Genomic DNA, 16308 nt, shown 5'->3' with positions numbered 1-16308 from the left:
AGATGCTCGTCATCAACAGGCCCCCGCAGAACATCCGCCGCGAGATCATCGACCTGCGGCCGGACGGATCCGGCCCGGCACTCCATCTGTGGCGGCCGCGCCGCACGAAGGGCGCCGTCTTCTACTTCCACGGACTGCAGAGCCACGCCGGCTGGCTGTGGGAGGTGGGCCCCCGGTTCGCCGACAACGACATCGCCTTCTTCGTGCTCGACCGGCGGGGCAGCGGCATCAGCCCCGGTGACCGCCATGAGATACCCGACACGGCCACCGTGCTCGGCGACTACGCCGACGCGGTGGCCATGGTCCGCGAGATGATCGGCGACGACGTGCCGCTGTCGCTCTTCGGACACTGCCTCGGTGGCTCCTTCATGGCGGCCCTCATGCACCACGAGGGCTTCACCACGCGCTACGACGCCGCCGTCTTCTGCTCGACGTGGCTCGGCAGGATGCACGCCACGCTCGGGGAGGAGGAACTGCGTGCCGCCGCGGCCGACCGCGGCGAGGAGCTGTGGGACGCCGGTCTGAAGGCCACCGACTTCACCGACGACGTCAAGTACCAGCACTTCATCGACGACGACGACCTCGCCGTACGGCAGATCACCCGGCGCTCCCGGGCCACCCTGCTGGAGCTCGAGAAGCTCTATCTGCAGCCGAAGCGGCAGCTCCCCGAGGTGCCGACCGTCTTCGTCTCCGGTATGACCGACCCCATCGTGGACCTCGACGCCACCCACGAGGTGTTCCACACGATGATGTCCGGCCGCGGCTCCATCATGAAGCTGCCCACCGACAAGCACTATCTCTTCTACACCCCGGTCAGCGACGGACTGGTCGACTGGACCTCGACGTACACCCTGCTCCAGGGGCTGAACCGGGATGCCTGAGCCGTGTGCCGCCCGGCTGTACCGGGTGGAGCTGCCCATGAGCACCTCCTTCGACCATCCCGCCGCACGCCGCACGACGTCCGACAGCCTTGTGCTGAGCCTCGACGCCGACGGCGTGAGCGGCATCGGCGAGTGCGCGCCCCGCGCCTACGTCACCGGGGAGACCACCGCCGGGGTGACGGCGGCCCTGCGCGAGGTGGACCTGGACGCGCTGCTGGCGCTGCTGACCGGTGCGGCGCCGGCGGAGCTTCTGGAGCGGCTGCACCGGGACGGGTTCGCGCGGACCTTCGCCGTCACCGGGGGCAACAATCTGATCTGCCTTCTCGAAACCGCGGTCCTCGACTGGCTCGGGCAGCGACTCGGGCTCACGGCCCGGCAGTTGCTGCCGGGGCACGACGACGGGCCGTCCGACGGGCCGTCCGACGGCCCGATGCGGGTCTCCCAGGTGCTCGATCTGAGTATCGACGTCGAGGAGTTCCTCGACACCCGAGGCCCGTTCCACTTCGTGAAGATCAAGGCGTCCGAGGACAACGAGCACGACGCCCGCACGGTCAAGACGATCCGTGAGCACGTGGGCGACCACGTCACGATCATGGTCGACGCCAACATGAGCTGGACGCCCACCACCGCGCTGCCGTACGCCTGGCGGCTGAGGGAGAGCGGGGCCGACTACGTGGAGGAGCCGCTGCCCAAGGGTTCCTGGGCCGGCCTGCGCGAACTGCGGCGCAGCGGAGGCATCGGCGTCATGCTCGACGAATCCGTGTGCGGTGCCGACGACGCCAGGACCGCGGTGGAGGCGGAGGCGTGCGACGCCGTCAACATCCGGGTGGCGAAGAACGGCGGCACTCTGCGCGCCGCCCGGCTCGTCGACTACGCCAGGTCCAACGGTCTGCGGTACCAGATCGGGGTGCAGGTCGCCGAGGTCGGCCCGCTGATCAACGCGGGCCGGGCGCTGGCCTTCAACCACCCCGGCGCGCTGACCGTGGAGGCGGGGCAGTCGGACCGCTTCTTCCCCGAGATGATCGTCTTGCCGCGCCCGGCGGTGGACCGGGGCACCAACACCATCTCGCCCGCGGAGGGCGCGGGCTGGGGCATGGCGCTCAACGCCGCCGCGGACCGCTGGCTCGTGCGGGACTTCTGAGCCGTTCGCGGCTCCGCCCCGGCCGAGCCCGCCGCCCCCGCCGAGCCCCGCGGCGCCTTCGGGCGCCTTCCTCGTGCCGCCCTTTCCCTTGCTCCCTTGCTCCCCGCCTTCCTGTCTTCCTGAGGAGATGCGTCATGTCCGTGTTCTTCGAATGCACCTACAGAGGCCGACGGCACGTCGGGCTCGACAAGCCCGAGCCCGGCGCGCCCTTGGTGCTGTACCCGCTCGCCGAGGAGACCGACCTGCGGCGGACGGCCCTGGCGGCGGGGCGCGACCGCGCCGCGCTCGTGGCCGAGCTGACCTCGGGCGGCGGACGGGTGACCGTACCGGACTTCGAGACCGGGTTTGTACGGTTCCGTCCGCCGCTCATGCCCGCGTCCGCGGGCGACGCCATGGTGAGCGGCTTCATGCAGACCCACAACGTCAAGGTCGGCGCCGACACCCAGTCCCAGCCCAACTGGTTCCTCAAGGGCATGGGCGACTGTCTGAAGGTGCCCGGCGACGACCTGGCCGTGCCGTCGAGCGCGGTCGCCCTGTGCGAGGAGGCGGAGATCGTCCTCGTGTACGTGACCGACGACGCGGGCGAACCCCGCTACACCGGCTACACCTTCGGCAACGATCTCACCGACATCGGCCGGTTCAAGCGGCACCAGGGGCACCTGTCGTACGCCAAGCTCTGTGACGCGGCGGTCGCGCCGTGGCTCTTCCTCGACGAGCCGCCGCAGCGGGTGACCGGCCGGGTGACGGTCGAGCGCGACGGCGGGCCGGGCTGGCAGGGCGGCTTCACCACCGGCACCAAGGCCCTGCACTACGGCCTCGGCGGCATGATGTCGGAGCTGTTCTCGTACGGCACGCTGCGCCGGCCCGGCCTGGTGCACTACGTCTTCATCGGCGCCGACCGCAGCAGCTTCCACGGGGGCTACCGGATGACCGACCAGGACCGGGTCACGCTCGAGTTCACCAGCCACGGCGTCACCCTGTCGAACCGGATCCACTGGCCGCGGCCGGTGACCGCAGCGGTCGAAGGGTGACGGCCGTCAGGGACGTGCGCCGGCTCGGCGACATCGAGGCGACCTTCGCCTACCAGCACGCGCTGATGCACGGGGACACCCAGGCCACGACGGGTTTCACCGTGAATGCCGAGTTCTGCCCGGAGTACGTGGCGCAGGCCGTGGCTCTGTGGGTCCGGAGGTTTCCGCTGCTCTCGCTGCGGATCGGCGAGGTGCGGGGCAGCCTGTGGTTCCAGCAGGGTCCGGGCCCGGGCCCCGGACAGCTGATTCAGGGCGGGCCGGCCGGCCACGGCTCGCCCGCCGACCGGCTCGCCGACGAGGTCAACGACGTGCTCCCGGCGGGCGGTGGACTGTGGCGGCTCCGGGTCGTCCACGGCCGGGACCCGGCCGCGACGCGCTTCTACTTCACCGTCCACCCCGCCCTGTCCGACGCGCACTCCACCGGGCGGCTGGTCCGCGGTCTGCTGGACCTGCTCTTCAAGGAGGCCGCGGTGGACGGTGTCCGGCCGGCCGTCGAAGGACTCCCGCCCGCCGCGGACGAGTTGACGTACGTCGCGCCGCCCCCGGTGCCCTTCGACCCGCGGGCCGCCGGCGGCCGGCCGGGCGAGGCCCGGCAGCCCCCGCGGCGTCGGCCGCCGTGGTCCGAACGCCGGGCGGGGGTCGTGTCCTTGTCGCTGCCGCCGCGGGAGAGCCTGCGCCTCAACCGGTGGTGCGCCGAGCGCCGGATCACACCGGGTCAGTTCCTGGCGGCTGCCCTGGCCCGGATCCATGCCCGTAGGACGGGTCAGGAGGAGGTCGTACTGTCCAACACGGTGTCTCTGCGCGGGCGGTACGCCGAGCGCGTGATGATGCCGGACGCCGGGTGCTGTCTCCACGAGGTGGCCGCCGCGCTGCGGATCGGGGGCGGCCCGACGGCCGACCACGCCCGGGCGTACGCCGCGTCGCTGCGGGCGGCCGACGCGGCATGGCGGCCGGCCCGCCGGGAGCACGCCCGGATCAGGCGGGCGGTCGAGGCCGAGGCCGCGGGCGGGACGGGCCCGGACATCAGGGTCACCGACGCCGGCTCCGTCGACGTCGCGCTCGGTGTGCACGCGGCACGCGTGGCGGATTTCCGTACCGCCGTCAACCGCAAGGCGACGCCCGCGGTGGGGGCTCTGCATGTGTCGGTGCTCAGGGGCGCTCTGGCGCTGTCGCTCACGTACGGCGTGCCGGACGGCGACAGCGCCACGGCGGAGACGGCGGCACGCGAGTTGCGGAACGAGGCGCTGCGCACGGCGCGTTCCGGCTGAACACCCGGGCCGCCGCGGGCCGGTGAACTTCCCGAAGTCGCAGCGGCCCGCACCGCGGGATTGAAAACATAGAGGTCGTTCTCTATGTTTTACGTACCGGCCCATACCGCGCCGGCACCAGCGACACCAGAGGGAGGGAAACGCGCGATGGCTACGCAGCACACCACGCAGGCATGGGCATCGGTCTCCGCGTTTACCGAGGTTCTCTTCGGACGGCTGCCCCGGGCCGATCAGCGGAGATGGGCGGACGCCTATATGCGGGGCCTGCTCACCACACCGGGCAAGAAAACGGTGCGCCGCCTGGCGGCCACCGTCTCCGACTCCAGTACGGCGCCCCAGGCCCTGCACCAGTTCGTCAACGCCAGCCCGTGGGAATGGGAACCCGTGCGCGCCGAACTGGCCCGCTGGGTCGGCCGGCGCACCCGCCCCCGGGCCCTGGTCATCGGCCCGGTGGTCCTCCCCAAACGGGGCGACCGCTCCTGCGGCGTCCACCGCCGATTCGTGCCGCAGGCGGGGCGTACGGTCAACTGCCAGGTGGGGATCGGGGCCTTCCTGTCCACGGACAGCGAGGTCGTACCGGTGGACTGGCGGCTCCTCCTCCCCGAGGAGTGGTCGCAGGACCCGCAGCAGCGCCGTCGCGCCCGGATTCCCGACACCGTGCGCCCCGGCCGGGCCGACTCGGCCGCGGCCCAGGCCCTGGACATGGCCGAGGAGTCCGGTCGACGCCGGGACCTCGCCGGCCTGCCGGTCGTCGTCGACCTGACCGGGTACGCCGACGCCGACGAGGTCGTCCGCGGCCTGATGTCGACAGGCCGCAACTTCGTGGTGGCCGTACCCGACTCCTTCCCGCTCGTGCCCGCCGCCCCGGACCGGCAACTGCCCGGCGGCACGGACGGAGCCGTCGCGGCACAGCGCTTTCTCGCCCTGCACTGCTCCCGCCGTCCGCGCAAGGAGGAGGTGGGCACGCACGGCGTCGCCCGGACGCCGGCAGGCGAGGAGGGTGCCGGGGTGCCGGGGGGCATCCGCGGCGCCGGCGCACGGCAGGTCACCGTCCTCACCGGGCTGGTGAGGCTTCCCGGGACGCGGCCCCTGCTGAGGGTCTTCGCCGAATGGGACCCCGCAGCGTGCCGTACCGGACAGGTCTGGCTCGCCGATCTCGCCCACCGTCCCGTCGCCGACCTGCTGGGCCTGGCCGGGCTGCACGCCGCGACCACCGACACGCTGGAGCGCCTGGAGAGCGACTTCGGGCTGCGTGCCTTCGAGGGCCGCTCCTATCCGGGCTGGCACCGCCATATGACGCTGGTCTCGGCAGCCTTCGCGTACAGCAGCCTCAGCCGTGACCCCTGCCCCGTTCCGGCCGCGTCCCCACGACCGACACCACGTCCGGCGCCACGCCGGACGCCGACCCGAACGGCGTGCAACTGATGGTCCTTCCCAAGACTTTCTGGCTGCTGTGGTTCGGGCAGACGTTCAGCCGGCTCGGGACGCTGGCGCCCGCCTTCCTGATCCTCTATCTCGAGCAGGGCGAGCTCGTCGACGACCGGACCACACCGCTCATCGTGGGCCTCTTCGGCGCGGGTGTCGTCACCTCCGGGCTGGTCGGCGGCGCCGTCGCCGACCTCATCGGGCCACGGCGCACGATCATCGCCGCGCAGCCGGTCACCGCGGTCTCCGCCCTGCTGTTCGCCGTCGCCGAGCATGTGGTCCTCCTCTGCGCGCTCGCCCTGATCACCGGCTTCCTGTCCGCGGTGGACCGACCGGCAGGCGCCGGGCTCATTTCCAAGATCGTCCCGGCGGAGCAGTTCTCCCGCGCCTACAGCCTCTTCCTCGTCGGCTTCAACGTCGGCATGTCGCTCGGCCCGGTCATCTCCGGCTTCCTCCTCGCCTTCCACCCGCCCTCCCTCTTCATCGTGTGGTCGGCGTGCAGCGCCGTCTACGCGGTGCTGATCTGCGCACTCCCCGCCGACGAGATGCCCGCGGACGCGGACCGGGGGACCGGCCGCAAGCAGGGCGCGTCGGCACTGCGGCGCGCGGTGGCGGGCATCGCCGAACCGTTCCGGTCACCGGTCCTGGTCGCCTTCCTGGTCCTGACGTTCCTGCTCGCCTGCATCTACCTCCAGGTCAACTCCGCGCTCCCGCTCGACATGCGGGCCAGCGGACTGACACCCGGCGACATCGGCATCGTGTTCGCCGCCAACGCGGTCCTCTCCATCGTGCTGCTCGCCCTGGTGCCCCGGGTCGTCAAGGGCATGAGCGACCAGACGCCGCTCGTCATGGCCGCCGGGCTGATCGCCGTCGGGTTCGGCGCCAACGCACTGGCCGGTGACTTCGGTTCGTTCGTCGTGGCCACCGTCATCTGGACGCTCGGCGAGGTGCTGTGGGCGCCGATGTCGGCCACGTTCATCGCCAACCGCGCCCCGGCCGGCCGTGTCAGCACCTACCAGGGCTCGTACTTCTTCGCCTGGAACGCCGCCTTCGTGGTCGGCGGTCCGATCGGGCTGACGGTGGCCCATGCGTACGGCTACGGGACCCTCTGGATCTCCACCCTCGTGCTGGGCCTCGGCGTGGCACTCAGCTTCGTCCTCCTGCCCCGGCTCGCCGGCTTCGCCGTGACCACCGCCGACGCGGAGTCCGCCGGTTCTCCCGACCGTGAACCTGTCGAAACGACCACAGAAACAAGGTGACTGAAGCATGACCACGCGTACCGCAGGCCCCGCGCAGACCACACGGACCGCCCTGCTGATCGGAGCCGCCGGCGGAATCCTGCGGGAAGTGGCCCGGGGCCTGGCCGAGGAGGGCCACACGCTCGTCCTCTTCGACCGGGACGAGGAGGCCGTGAACCGGCTGGCGGACCGGCTGAGCGGGCTCACCAAGGTCGAGGTGGTGGTCGGGGACATCACCGACATTCCCGCCGCCGAGCGTCAGCTCACCGGCATCGTCGAGCAGTTCGCGCCCTCGATCCTCGTCAACGGCGTCGGCGGGGACACCCGGGTCATCGGCTACGCCGACCTGACCGCCGGCCACTTCGACGAATCGTTCATGGAGAACGTGGTCAGCAGCTGGATCGCGATCAAGGTCTGCGCGCCCCGCATGGCGCGGGACGGCTACGGCCGCATCGTCAACTTCGCCTCCGCGGGCGGCCGTACCTACAGCCACTTCAACAACGCCGCCTACGTCGGCGCCAAGGCCGCCGTCATCGGCATGACGAAGCAGATGGCCTACGAACTCGCCCCGTCCGGCGTCGTGATCAACGTCGTCGCCCACGGTCCCATCGCCACCGAGCGCGTGGCCGGGGCCTGGGAGCGGCGTGACCCGGAGCAGAAGAAGGCCGTGCTGTCCAAGCTGCCGATGGGCCGCATGGGCACCGTCGCCGAGGCCGTCGGCAGCGTGCTCCACCTCTGTTCGGAGAGCGCCGGCTACTCGACCGGCGCGGTGATCGACATCAACGGCGGGCTCTACATGTGACGCGCCGCCCGCAAGCCCGAAGGAGACTTCCCATGGCGAAATTCGTCGTCGAATTCCAGTACAACGTCGACCGCGCGGGCCGCCAGGAGCTGCACCCCGCGCACGCGGAGAACCTCCGTGGCCTCGCCGACGACGGCGTGCTGCTGCTCGCGGGGCCGCTGCCCGAGGCCAACGCGGGACTGCTGCTCTACGAGGTCGAGGACCGGGACGCGCTGCAGAAGCTGCTGGACGCGGAGCCCTATGTCCGGGGCGGCCTCGTCGCCGAGACCCGCGTCCGGCAGTGGACGCCGGGCAAGGGCAGCTGGATCGCCGCACTGGACCGGCCCGCCGCCTGACGGGACGCTCGCCGCCCCGCCCGACCGGACGCGCACCGCTCCGTCTTCCCGGGCCGCACCCCGGGACCGTTCGCCTCCGCCTCCGCCTCCGCCCCCGCCCGGACCCCACACGTCGGAAGGAACAACCGGCATGACCGTCACACCCGTCCAGGAGCAGCCACCGCTCCAGCGGACACCACTGCTCCGGACCTCGCTGCACGCCGGCATCGTCGACCCGGAGATGGACTCGATGCGGTTGCTGAGCGAGACCGCGATGAAGTTCCCCGAGGCCCTGTCGTTCTCCTCGGGCGCTCCCTACGACGGCAACCACGACCTGGCGAACCTCTCGCACTACGTCGAGCGCTACCTCAGGCACCTGCGCGACCAGGGCGTCCCCGAACAGCGCATCACCCGGCTGCTCTTCCAGTACGGACCCGTCAACGGCTTCATCCAGGACGAGGTCGCCCGGATGCTCCGCCACGACGAGGGCATCGAGGTCTCCGCCGAGTCGATCATGATCACCCATGGCTTCCAGGAGGCGACCCTCGTCGCCCTGCGCGGCCTGTTCGCCTCGCCCGACGACGTCCTGCTGTCCGTCTCGCCGGCGTACGTGGGCATCCGCGGCGCGGCGAGGATGCTGGACATCCCGGTGAAGGGCATCGTCGAGGGCCCGAACGGCCTGGAGCCGGAGGCCGTGGCCGCCGCCGCCCGCGCCGTACGGGCCACCGGCAAGCGTCCGCGCGCCCTGTACCTGGTCCCGGACTTCTCCAACCCGTCGGGCACGGTCGTCCCCCTGGAAGCCCGGCAGCGGCTGCTCGAAGTGGCGGCGGACGAGGGCCTGACGATCCTGGAGGACAACCCGTACGGGCTGTTCGCCCGGGACGGCGAGAAGATGCCGACGCTCAAGTCGCTGGACACCCGCGGTGATGTGATCTACCTCGGGTCGTTCGCCAAGTCGGCCTTCCCCGGCGCCCGTCTCGGCTACCTGGTCGCCGACCAGGAGGTGACCGGCGAGGACGGCTCCCGGCGCACGCTCGCCCAGGAACTGTCCAAGGCCAAGGCCATGTTCTCGGTCGGCTCCTCCTCGCTCTCCCAGGCCGCGATCGGCGGAATCCTCGTGGAGAACGACTACGACCTGACCTCCGCCACCCGCGAGCTTGCCGCCGTCTACCAGGAGCGGCTCGCGGCATCCCTCGACGCGCTCGCCGAGCACTTCCCGCCCGAGCGGTACGCCGAGCACCAGGTGCGCTGGAACGTGCCCCGGGGCGGCTTCTTCCTCACCGTCGAGGTCGGCTTCGAGGCGGACCTCGCCGCCATGGAGCGCTCGGCGCGCGACTTCGGCGTCAGCTGGGCGCCGATGAGCATGTTCTACCTCGACGGCGGCGGCGACCGCGCGCTGCGGCTCGGCTTCAGCAACCTCACCCCCGCCGCCATCCGCGAGGGCATCGCGCGCCTCGCCCGCTTCATCGAGTCGGAGGCCGGCGCATGAACTCCGCCCGCAAGCCCCTCGCGGTGGTCCTCGACGGCTATTCGGCAGGCAACTTCTACCCCGCCGCGTTCGCCGCACAGGGCGCCGACGTGATCCACGTCCAGAGCACCGCCGAACTCATTCCCACGATGCAGGCACCCGACCTGTCGGCGTACGGCGAGAACATCGTCTGCACCGACGAGGACAAGCTCGTCGAGATCCTGCGCGAGCACGACCCGCTCTGCGTCGTCGCGGGCCAGGAGTCCTCCGTCCGGCTCGCCGACCGGCTGAGCGAGCGGCTGGGGCTGCCGACCAACGGTTCCGCGCTCTCCCCGGCCCGCCGGGACAAGTACGAGATGATCGAGGCACTGCGCCGGGCCGGCGTACGGTGCGCCGCGCAGTTCAAGAGCGGCGACCCGGACGCGCTGACGGCCTGGGCAAAGGAGCAGGGCCGCTATCCCGTGGTCATCAAGCCGATCAGCTCGGCCGCGTCCGACGGGGTGTTCATCTGCGAGAGCGCCGGGGAGGTCCGCACCGCGGCCGAGACCGTCCTCGCGTCCCAGGACATCTTCGGGACCTCCAACAGCGAGATCCTCGTACAGTCCTATCTCAAGGGCGCCGAGTACATCGTCGACACCGTGAGCTGCGACGGCGAGCGGTACGCCTGCGGAGTGTGGCAGTACGAGAAGACGCTGCTGCCCTCCGGCAAGAACATCTACAACCGGGACATCCTCGTCGACCCGGACAGCGAGCTCGTGACCGCGCTCGTCTCGTACGTCGACGAGGTGCTGGCGGCGCTCGGCGTACGGTGGGGTCCGGCGCACGCCGAGGTGATCATGACGGACGAGGGCCCGGCCCTCGTCGAGATCGGCACCCGCCTCAACGGAAACATCAACGCCCCCTTCCACGACGTGTGCCTCGGCCACAACCAGGCCGACCTCGCGGCGCAGGCTTACGCGCAGCCGGAGAGCTTCCGCGCGCTGTACGGCGGCCGCGTCTACCGCAAGCTCCAGCCCGCCGTCGTCTACAACACGCCCACCGAGCTCGACGGGATCGTGGCGTCGGTCGACGAGACGGTCGTGGCGGAGATCCGCGGGCTGGAGAGCGTCTTCTTCGCCGGCGTGAAGGTACGGCCGGGCTCGCCGATCCGTCCCACGGTCGACCTGCTGACGAGTTCCCTGCGGGTGTTCCTCACGGCGGCCGACGAGGAGCGGCTCGCCGCCGACTACGACCGTGTCCGGACCCTGAAGGACGCGGTCTACCAGCTCGCGTGACCCGGCCGCCGGCGCGCCCCGCACGCCGCGGCCCGAGCCCCGGGCGGCGCCCGTGACGGCCCTCCGTACACCCCCCGGCCTCCGCCTTCCCGTGCCTCCGCACGTCTTCCGTGCCTTCGCACGCTTCACCGTGCCTCCACACGTCTTCCGTGCCTCCGCACGTCTCTCCGTGGTTCGCACGCCTCCCCGTGCTTCCGCACGCCTTCGAACTCCCGCCCTTCCACATCCCAGGAGAATTGCTGTGCACAGCCGCATCGGTCTCTTCCTGTCCCCCGTCCACGAGACCGGCCAGGACCCGCACCTCGCGATACGCAGGAACCTCGACCTCGTCGAGCAGGCCGACGAACTCAACTTCGACGAGGCGTGGTTCGGCGAGCACCACACCCTCGGCTGGGGGCTCGTCGGAGCCCCCGAGACCCTGATCGCCGCGGCCTCCCAGCGCACCCGGCAGATCAAGCTGGCCCACGGTGTCGTGCCGCTCTCCGGTCACCACCCCTTCCACGTCGCGAGCCGCGCCGTCCACCTCGACCACCTGACCCGCGGCCGCTACATCCTGGGCGTCGGTCCGGGGGTGCCGTTCGACGCGAAGATGTTCGGCCTGGAGCAGCCCGTGCAGCGCCGGCGGCTCGAGGAGGCGCTGCCGACCGTGCTGGAACTGGTCAACGGCGACGAGCGGATCACGCAGCAGACGGACTGGTTCGATCTGCGCGACGCCAAGCTCCAGTTGCCCCGCTTCAGCCCGGACGGCATCGAGGTCGCCATGGCCACCTCGGGCACCTCGCAGTCCAGTCCGCGGCTGATCGGCCAGTACGGCCTGAGCATGACCTCGTTCGCGCTGCCGTTCGCGCTGATGACGCCGGGCGCGCCCGCCCACATCAACCTGGCGCACCAGTGGAAGTTCGCCGAGGAGTCCGCCGCCGAGCACGGCCGGACCCTCGACCGGGACAAGTGGCGCATCGCCCTGCCGGTGCATGTGGCAGAAACCCGCGAAGAGGCCTACGCCGATGTGCGTGAGGGCTACGACCGCTGGCTGTTCGAGTACTTCGGCAAGGCGGCCGGCCGGGACGTCATCAGTCCCGACGTGCCCCGCGAGAAGGCACTGGAAGCCCGCGTCGAGGCCGGCGGCGCCCTCGTCGGGTCGGTCGACGACGTGGTGGAGGGCATCCGGCGGCTCCACGAGATCACCGGCGGGTTCGGCACGCTCCTGGTGTACGTGGCGGACTGGACGTCCTGGGAGAAGACGAACCGGAGCATGGAGCTGCTCGCGCGGTACGTGACGCCCCGTATCACCGGCTCCGCCGACCGCCCGCAGGAGGCCGTCGACTGGGCGATCGCCAGTCGCGCCAAGTAGTCCGGTGCGGGTGCCGGCCGGTCCCGCCGGTCCGGCCGGTACCCGCGGCGAACCGACCTTCACCCACTTCTCACTTGAGCGGAAGAACAGATGCTGGAGCAGCGCTCGTTCAGAGACATACTCGGCCGCTTCACCACGGGAGTCGTGCTGATCACCGCGCAGACCGAGCAGGGCCCCGTGGGCATGGCCGTCAACTCCTTCACCTCGGTGTCCCTGGACCCGCCGCTGGTCGCCCTGTGCGCGGCGGAGACGTCGACGACATGGCCGGCCATCCGTGAGACGGGCTCCTTCGCGGTCACCATCCTCGGCGACCGGCACGGGGACCTGTGCCGGCTGTTCAGCACCAAGGGGGCCGAGCGGTTCACCGGCCGGGAATGGTCCACCACGCGGGACGGGCACCCCATCCCGGCGGACGGGCTGGGCTGGCTGGACTGCCGTATCACGACGATCCACCAGGCCGGGGACCACGAACTCGTCGTCGCGGAGGCGACGGAGGGCGCGGTCACCGAGCAGATCGGGCCACTGGTCTTCCACGCCGGCCGTCTCACGGAGCTGGCGACGGTCTGATGCCGGCCGGCGGGGGCTCGACGGGCGGGCCGCCCCGCCACCTCCTACGCGGCCCGCCCCCTCTTCCCCGGCCGGCCGACCGTCCCCTCCGCGGCCCGTCCTCCTCACCGGTCGCCGAAGCCCCAGGGCCGTGCACCGCCCGCCCGTTCGTGCCGCGACGCGTCCGGCTCTCGCAGTCCGCCCCATGGGAAACGCACTCCGCACCGCCGACCATTGAGAAAGGCAATCCTGCGTGTCCGTGACCGATCCCCCGCGCGCCCTCCTGGCACCGCAGTACGCCATGGACACGGCTGATCTCCGCTTTGTCAGGACGGCCCCCCGCCACCTCGTCGGCCGCAGCGCCGTCGCCGAAGTGCTGATCACCGACTGGCGGCAGCTGGGTCCCGACACCTTCCGTCTCGGTGCCCAGTGGCCACGCGGGCACACCTTCTACCCGCCGATAGCCGGCGCATGGCACGACCCGCTGCTCGCGGCAGAGACACTGCGGCAGGCGTCCGTGCTGGTCGGCCAGACCTACTACGGCGTACCGGCGGGCCGGCGGCCCCTCATGGACGCGCTGGACATCGAGGTCGTGCCGGGAGCTCTGCTGCTGGGCCCGCATCCGGCCGAGATACGGCTGGAGGTCTCCGGCGCGGACGTCGGACGCACGCACGGCACGCTGACCGGCATGACGCTGGAGGTGGAGCTGATGCGCGGCGACGAGTTCGTCGGCGCCGGCCGGCTGGCGTTGCGGGTGCCCTCCGCCGACGGCCGGGAGCACCGGGACCGGACCCGTTCCGGGGACGGGCTGCCGCCCCGGCCGGAGCCGGTCCCGGCCGCGATCGTGGGCCGGCTCGACGAGCGTGACGTCGTCCTGGGCGTCCCGTCCTCGGCCGCCGCGCGCCGTGGCCACAACTGGACCCTGCGGATCGACCCCGGCCATCCGGTGCTCTTTGATCGCCCCGCCGACCACGTCCCGGGCATGATGCTGCTGGAGGCGGCCCGGCAGGCGACCCAGGCCGTGTGCGCCCCGTACCGCGTCCTGCCGCTCGAACTGCGCAGCGCCTTCCACGGATTCGTGGAACTCGACATCCCGTGCCACATCGCAGCGACCAGGCTCCCTTCCCAGGACGCCGGCGAGGACGCCGTGGTGCGGGTGACCGGTTCGCAGGACGGCAAGCTGCTCTTCGACAGCCTGGTGGTGGCGGGCCTCTGTGACTGAGTGACTGAACGCTTCTCATCCTGTGGTTCGCGGGTGATGACGGCTGGCGGTCGGGGGCCGTAACGCGGCAGGGCTCCTGGTCGTTTCGGCTGGTGATCTCACTCGCCAACGTCTCGACACAGGAGCCCTGTTGGTCCCGCATCGTGCCATGCTCGACGTCCCGCACGAGGTCGTGGAGCACGTTTCCTGGCTCATCTACGCCCGAAGGTGTGAGCTGAACTCCCGCTGGCGCAGGCTGGGCTGCTTCCGGCAGGCCCTGCTTGTCCTGGTGCACCTGCGCAAGAACGAGACTCTGGCCCAGGTCGCAGCGGGGTTCGGCGTCTCCACCGCGACCGCCGGCCGCTACGTGAGCGAAACGGTCGACATCCTCGCCGAGCGCGCCCCGAGCCTGCACGAGGCCCTGCGCGAGTTGCCGCCGGAGGGGTTCGTCATCCTCGACGGCACCCTGATCGCCACCGACCGCATCGCGGCGGACGAGCCGTACTACTCGATGAAGCACCGCCGTCACGGGATGAACGTGCAGGTCGTGGCCGCGCCGGACGGGACACCGCTGTGGTTCTCGCGAGCGTTGCCCGGCCGCACGCACGACCTGACCGCAGCCCGCGCACACGGTGTGATCCAAGCCTGTCTGTCCCGTCAGCTCCTCGTCCTTGCCGACCGGGCCTACCGCGGAGCCGGAGCCACCGTCCGCACCCCCTACTACGGCCGAGACCTTCCCGAGAAGTACGCCCAGTTCAACCGGGACCACGCCCGGCTGCGGGCGCCGGGCGAACGTGCCTTTGCGCGCCTCAAGCAATGGCGGATCCTCCGCAAAGCCCGCTGCAGCACCAACCGCATCGGCCGCACGGTCGCCGCCGTTCACGCCATCGAGATCGCCTGGAGCTCAGGATGAGAAGCGTTCACTGACTGATCGGGGTGCTCAATTCTTCAGCGGCTTGTTTTTGGCTGAAGCAAGTGAGTCAGGGAAAGGGGGGAAGTGGCCTGGGGCGCGGTGTACAGGACGAGGTATGGGAAGAGCGCTATGAGTTCACTGGCACGAAGCTTCAGGATTTCCCCCTTTCGGTAACCATGCCGCTTGCTGTGGCCTGTGAACGGGATTCGCTTGCACAGAGATTGTTTGAACTCGAACCCTCCGCTATGGCTGGCAGAGCGATCGCAACACGTCATGGCCTTGCAGGCGCCTCCGACGCACAGGGCCGAACCCGTTCGCGAATGATCGCGCTCCAGGAGGAGCTGGACTGGACCGTGTATGGCGCGTACGGGCTCCTGACACCCAAGGAGGTTGCGCAGACCACGCTCCCTGGTGACCCCGCCGATCTGAGCGATGCCGACGTGCCCCAGCTCCAGTTGGGGCAACGGGCTTTCGAAATCGCGCTAAAGCGAAAGGTCGACGCAGGTGATGCCGAGACCGCCTGGTTCGAGCGCCACGGGTCGACCGACACGGCCGTCGCCGAGCTCCCCGCCGACTGGCCCGAGGCGTACCAGAAGGTTGTGCAGGCGAGGCTCGACATCATCGAGTCCAACGCGGACATCCGTCTGCTGGAGCGCCCCGAGTACAAGCGCCGCTGGTCCATCGAGCTTTGGGAGAAGCGCGAGGCAGCGGCCCTGCGGGCATGGCTGCTCGAAGCCGCCGAGCGTGAGGACCTGTGGTTCGAGGAGCGCGACGAGTACACCTCGCCCCGCACACTCACCGTGTTCCAGCTCGCCGATGCTCTCCGCCACGACGAGAACGTCCAGGCGGTCGCCGCGCTGTACGCCGCCAACCACCTCGACAACCGTGAGGCCTCGCTCGCGACGGTGCTCAAGCACGTCATCGAGAGCGAGCACGTCCCGTACCTCGCGGCTCTCCGCTACAAGGAGTCCGGCCTGCGTAAGCGCGACGAGTGGGAGTCGGTGTGGGAGCAGCAGCGCGAGGAGGACCGTACCGGCGAACGGCTCGACATCAAGGTCCCCCCGAAGTACAGCGGTGCGGACTTCCTCAAACACTCGTACTGGTCGAACCGCGGCAAGCTGGACGTGCCCAAGGAACGGTTCATCTCCTACCCGGGGGCCTCCCCGGACAGTGATCCGTCCCTCCTGCTCGGCTGGGCCGCCTGGAACCACCGTGATCAGGGTGAGGCGTTGGTGAACCTCATCAACGACCGTGCTTCGATCGACGGGTGGGAGCTGGAAGACCCCCGCTTCGTACCGCTGCTCGCCAGCCTGCGCGAGGTCATGCCCTGGGTGCGCCAGTGGTACGCGCCTACGACGAGGAGTGGGGTGACAATCCCGCGCGGGAGTTCCAGACCGCGCTGAACCGAGGGTGCGCCGACCGCTCGCTCTCTGAGGCAGACCTGATCGCCTGGCG

15 protein-coding genes are annotated in these 16308 nt (G+C 70.8%); all 15 read left to right on the top strand.

Annotation, left to right across the window (positions count from 1 at the left end):
* Window positions 1-2: 2 nt before the first annotated feature.
* The 15 genes from OGH68_RS14845 (at window position 3) to pglX (ending at window position 16256) form a co-directional block, all read left to right on the top strand.
* Window positions 3-881: an alpha/beta hydrolase gene (locus OGH68_RS14845; protein ID WP_264244324.1), complete on the top strand. Its 879-nt coding sequence runs from the start codon at window positions 3-5 to the stop codon at window positions 879-881.
* Between the two features lie 37 nt (window positions 882-918).
* Entirely contained in the window at window positions 919-2022 is a 1104-nt protein-coding gene (locus OGH68_RS14840) for an enolase C-terminal domain-like protein (RefSeq protein WP_264244322.1), read from the top strand.
* A gap of 134 nt (window positions 2023-2156) precedes the next feature.
* A complete protein-coding gene (locus OGH68_RS14835) occupies window positions 2157-3053 on the top strand; it encodes an FAH family protein (RefSeq protein WP_264244319.1) in 897 nt (298 codons plus the stop codon).
* A complete protein-coding gene (locus OGH68_RS14830) occupies window positions 3050-4321 on the top strand; it encodes a hypothetical protein (protein WP_264244317.1) in 1272 nt (423 codons plus the stop codon). The genes OGH68_RS14835 and OGH68_RS14830 overlap by 4 nt, the downstream gene beginning before the upstream one ends.
* Before the next feature lie 147 nt (window positions 4322-4468).
* On the top strand, window positions 4469-5746 hold the full coding sequence (locus OGH68_RS14825) for a transposase (protein WP_264244315.1): 1278 nt from the start codon (window positions 4469-4471) through the stop codon (window positions 5744-5746).
* Window positions 5746-7005 (top strand): MFS transporter, encoded by a 1260-nt coding sequence (locus tag OGH68_RS14820; protein WP_264244312.1) that lies wholly within the window; start codon window positions 5746-5748, stop codon window positions 7003-7005. Before OGH68_RS14825 ends, OGH68_RS14820 begins: the two co-directional genes overlap by 1 nt.
* Before the next feature lie 7 nt (window positions 7006-7012).
* Entirely contained in the window at window positions 7013-7786 is a 774-nt protein-coding gene (locus OGH68_RS14815; protein WP_264244311.1) for an SDR family NAD(P)-dependent oxidoreductase, read from the top strand.
* A 32-nt stretch (window positions 7787-7818) separates the two neighbouring features.
* Window positions 7819-8121 carry a YciI family protein gene (locus OGH68_RS14810; protein ID WP_264244309.1) on the top strand — a complete coding sequence of 101 codons (303 nt, stop codon included), beginning with the start codon at window positions 7819-7821 and terminating at the stop codon, window positions 8119-8121.
* Window positions 8122-8251: 130 nt separating this feature from the next.
* Window positions 8252-9589 (top strand): PLP-dependent aminotransferase family protein, encoded by a 1338-nt coding sequence (locus tag OGH68_RS14805; protein ID WP_264244306.1) that lies wholly within the window; start codon window positions 8252-8254, stop codon window positions 9587-9589.
* Window positions 9586-10842 (top strand): ATP-grasp domain-containing protein, encoded by a 1257-nt coding sequence (locus OGH68_RS14800; protein WP_264244304.1) that lies wholly within the window; start codon window positions 9586-9588, stop codon window positions 10840-10842. Before OGH68_RS14805 ends, OGH68_RS14800 begins: the two co-directional genes overlap by 4 nt.
* Window positions 10843-11083: 241 nt before the next feature.
* Complete coding sequence (locus OGH68_RS14795; RefSeq protein WP_264244301.1) at window positions 11084-12193, top strand: LLM class flavin-dependent oxidoreductase; 1110 nt, start codon at window positions 11084-11086, stop codon at window positions 12191-12193.
* 90 nt (window positions 12194-12283) lie between these two features.
* Window positions 12284-12760: a flavin reductase family protein gene (locus OGH68_RS14790; protein WP_264244300.1), complete on the top strand. Its 477-nt coding sequence runs from the start codon at window positions 12284-12286 to the stop codon at window positions 12758-12760.
* A 238-nt stretch (window positions 12761-12998) separates the two neighbouring features.
* Window positions 12999-13961, top strand: a complete 963-nt coding sequence (locus tag OGH68_RS14785) for a ScbA/BarX family gamma-butyrolactone biosynthesis protein (protein ID WP_264244299.1) — start codon at window positions 12999-13001, stop codon at window positions 13959-13961.
* Between the two features lie 148 nt (window positions 13962-14109).
* On the top strand, window positions 14110-14853 hold the full coding sequence (locus OGH68_RS14780; protein WP_413471087.1) for a transposase family protein: 744 nt from the start codon (window positions 14110-14112) through the stop codon (window positions 14851-14853).
* Window positions 14854-14876: 23 nt separating this feature from the next.
* Entirely contained in the window at window positions 14877-16256 is a 1380-nt protein-coding gene (gene pglX, locus OGH68_RS14775) for a BREX-2 system adenine-specific DNA-methyltransferase PglX (protein ID WP_319020208.1), read from the top strand.
* Window positions 16257-16308 lie beyond the last annotated feature (52 nt).

It is taken from the genome of Streptomyces peucetius (assembly GCF_025854275.1).
Classification (GTDB): domain Bacteria; phylum Actinomycetota; class Actinomycetes; order Streptomycetales; family Streptomycetaceae; genus Streptomyces; species Streptomyces peucetius_A.
This window is presented reverse-complemented; position numbering and strand designations above follow the sequence as displayed.

Bases quoted from the DNA above. Each gene is read 5' to 3' on its own strand.
- OGH68_RS14815 (WP_264244311.1), top strand. From the start codon at position 7,013: ATGACCACGCGTACCGCAGGCCCCGCGCAGACCACACGGACCGCCCTG.
- OGH68_RS14825 (WP_264244315.1), top strand. From the start codon at position 4,469: ATGGCTACGCAGCACACCACGCAGGCATGGGCATCGGTCTCCGCGTTT.
- OGH68_RS14820 (WP_264244312.1), top strand. From the start codon at position 5,746: ATGGTCCTTCCCAAGACTTTCTGGCTGCTGTGGTTCGGGCAGACGTTC.
- OGH68_RS14790 (WP_264244300.1), top strand. From the start codon at position 12,284: ATGCTGGAGCAGCGCTCGTTCAGAGACATACTCGGCCGCTTCACCACG.
- OGH68_RS14845 (WP_264244324.1), top strand. From the start codon at position 3: ATGCTCGTCATCAACAGGCCCCCGCAGAACATCCGCCGCGAGATCATC.
- OGH68_RS14800 (WP_264244304.1), top strand. From the start codon at position 9,586: ATGAACTCCGCCCGCAAGCCCCTCGCGGTGGTCCTCGACGGCTATTCG.
- OGH68_RS14835 (WP_264244319.1), top strand. From the start codon at position 2,157: ATGTCCGTGTTCTTCGAATGCACCTACAGAGGCCGACGGCACGTCGGG.
- OGH68_RS14810 (WP_264244309.1), top strand. From the start codon at position 7,819: ATGGCGAAATTCGTCGTCGAATTCCAGTACAACGTCGACCGCGCGGGC.
- OGH68_RS14805 (WP_264244306.1), top strand. From the start codon at position 8,252: ATGACCGTCACACCCGTCCAGGAGCAGCCACCGCTCCAGCGGACACCA.
- OGH68_RS14780 (WP_413471087.1), top strand. From the start codon at position 14,110: ATGCTCGACGTCCCGCACGAGGTCGTGGAGCACGTTTCCTGGCTCATC.
- OGH68_RS14840 (WP_264244322.1), top strand. From the start codon at position 919: ATGAGCACCTCCTTCGACCATCCCGCCGCACGCCGCACGACGTCCGAC.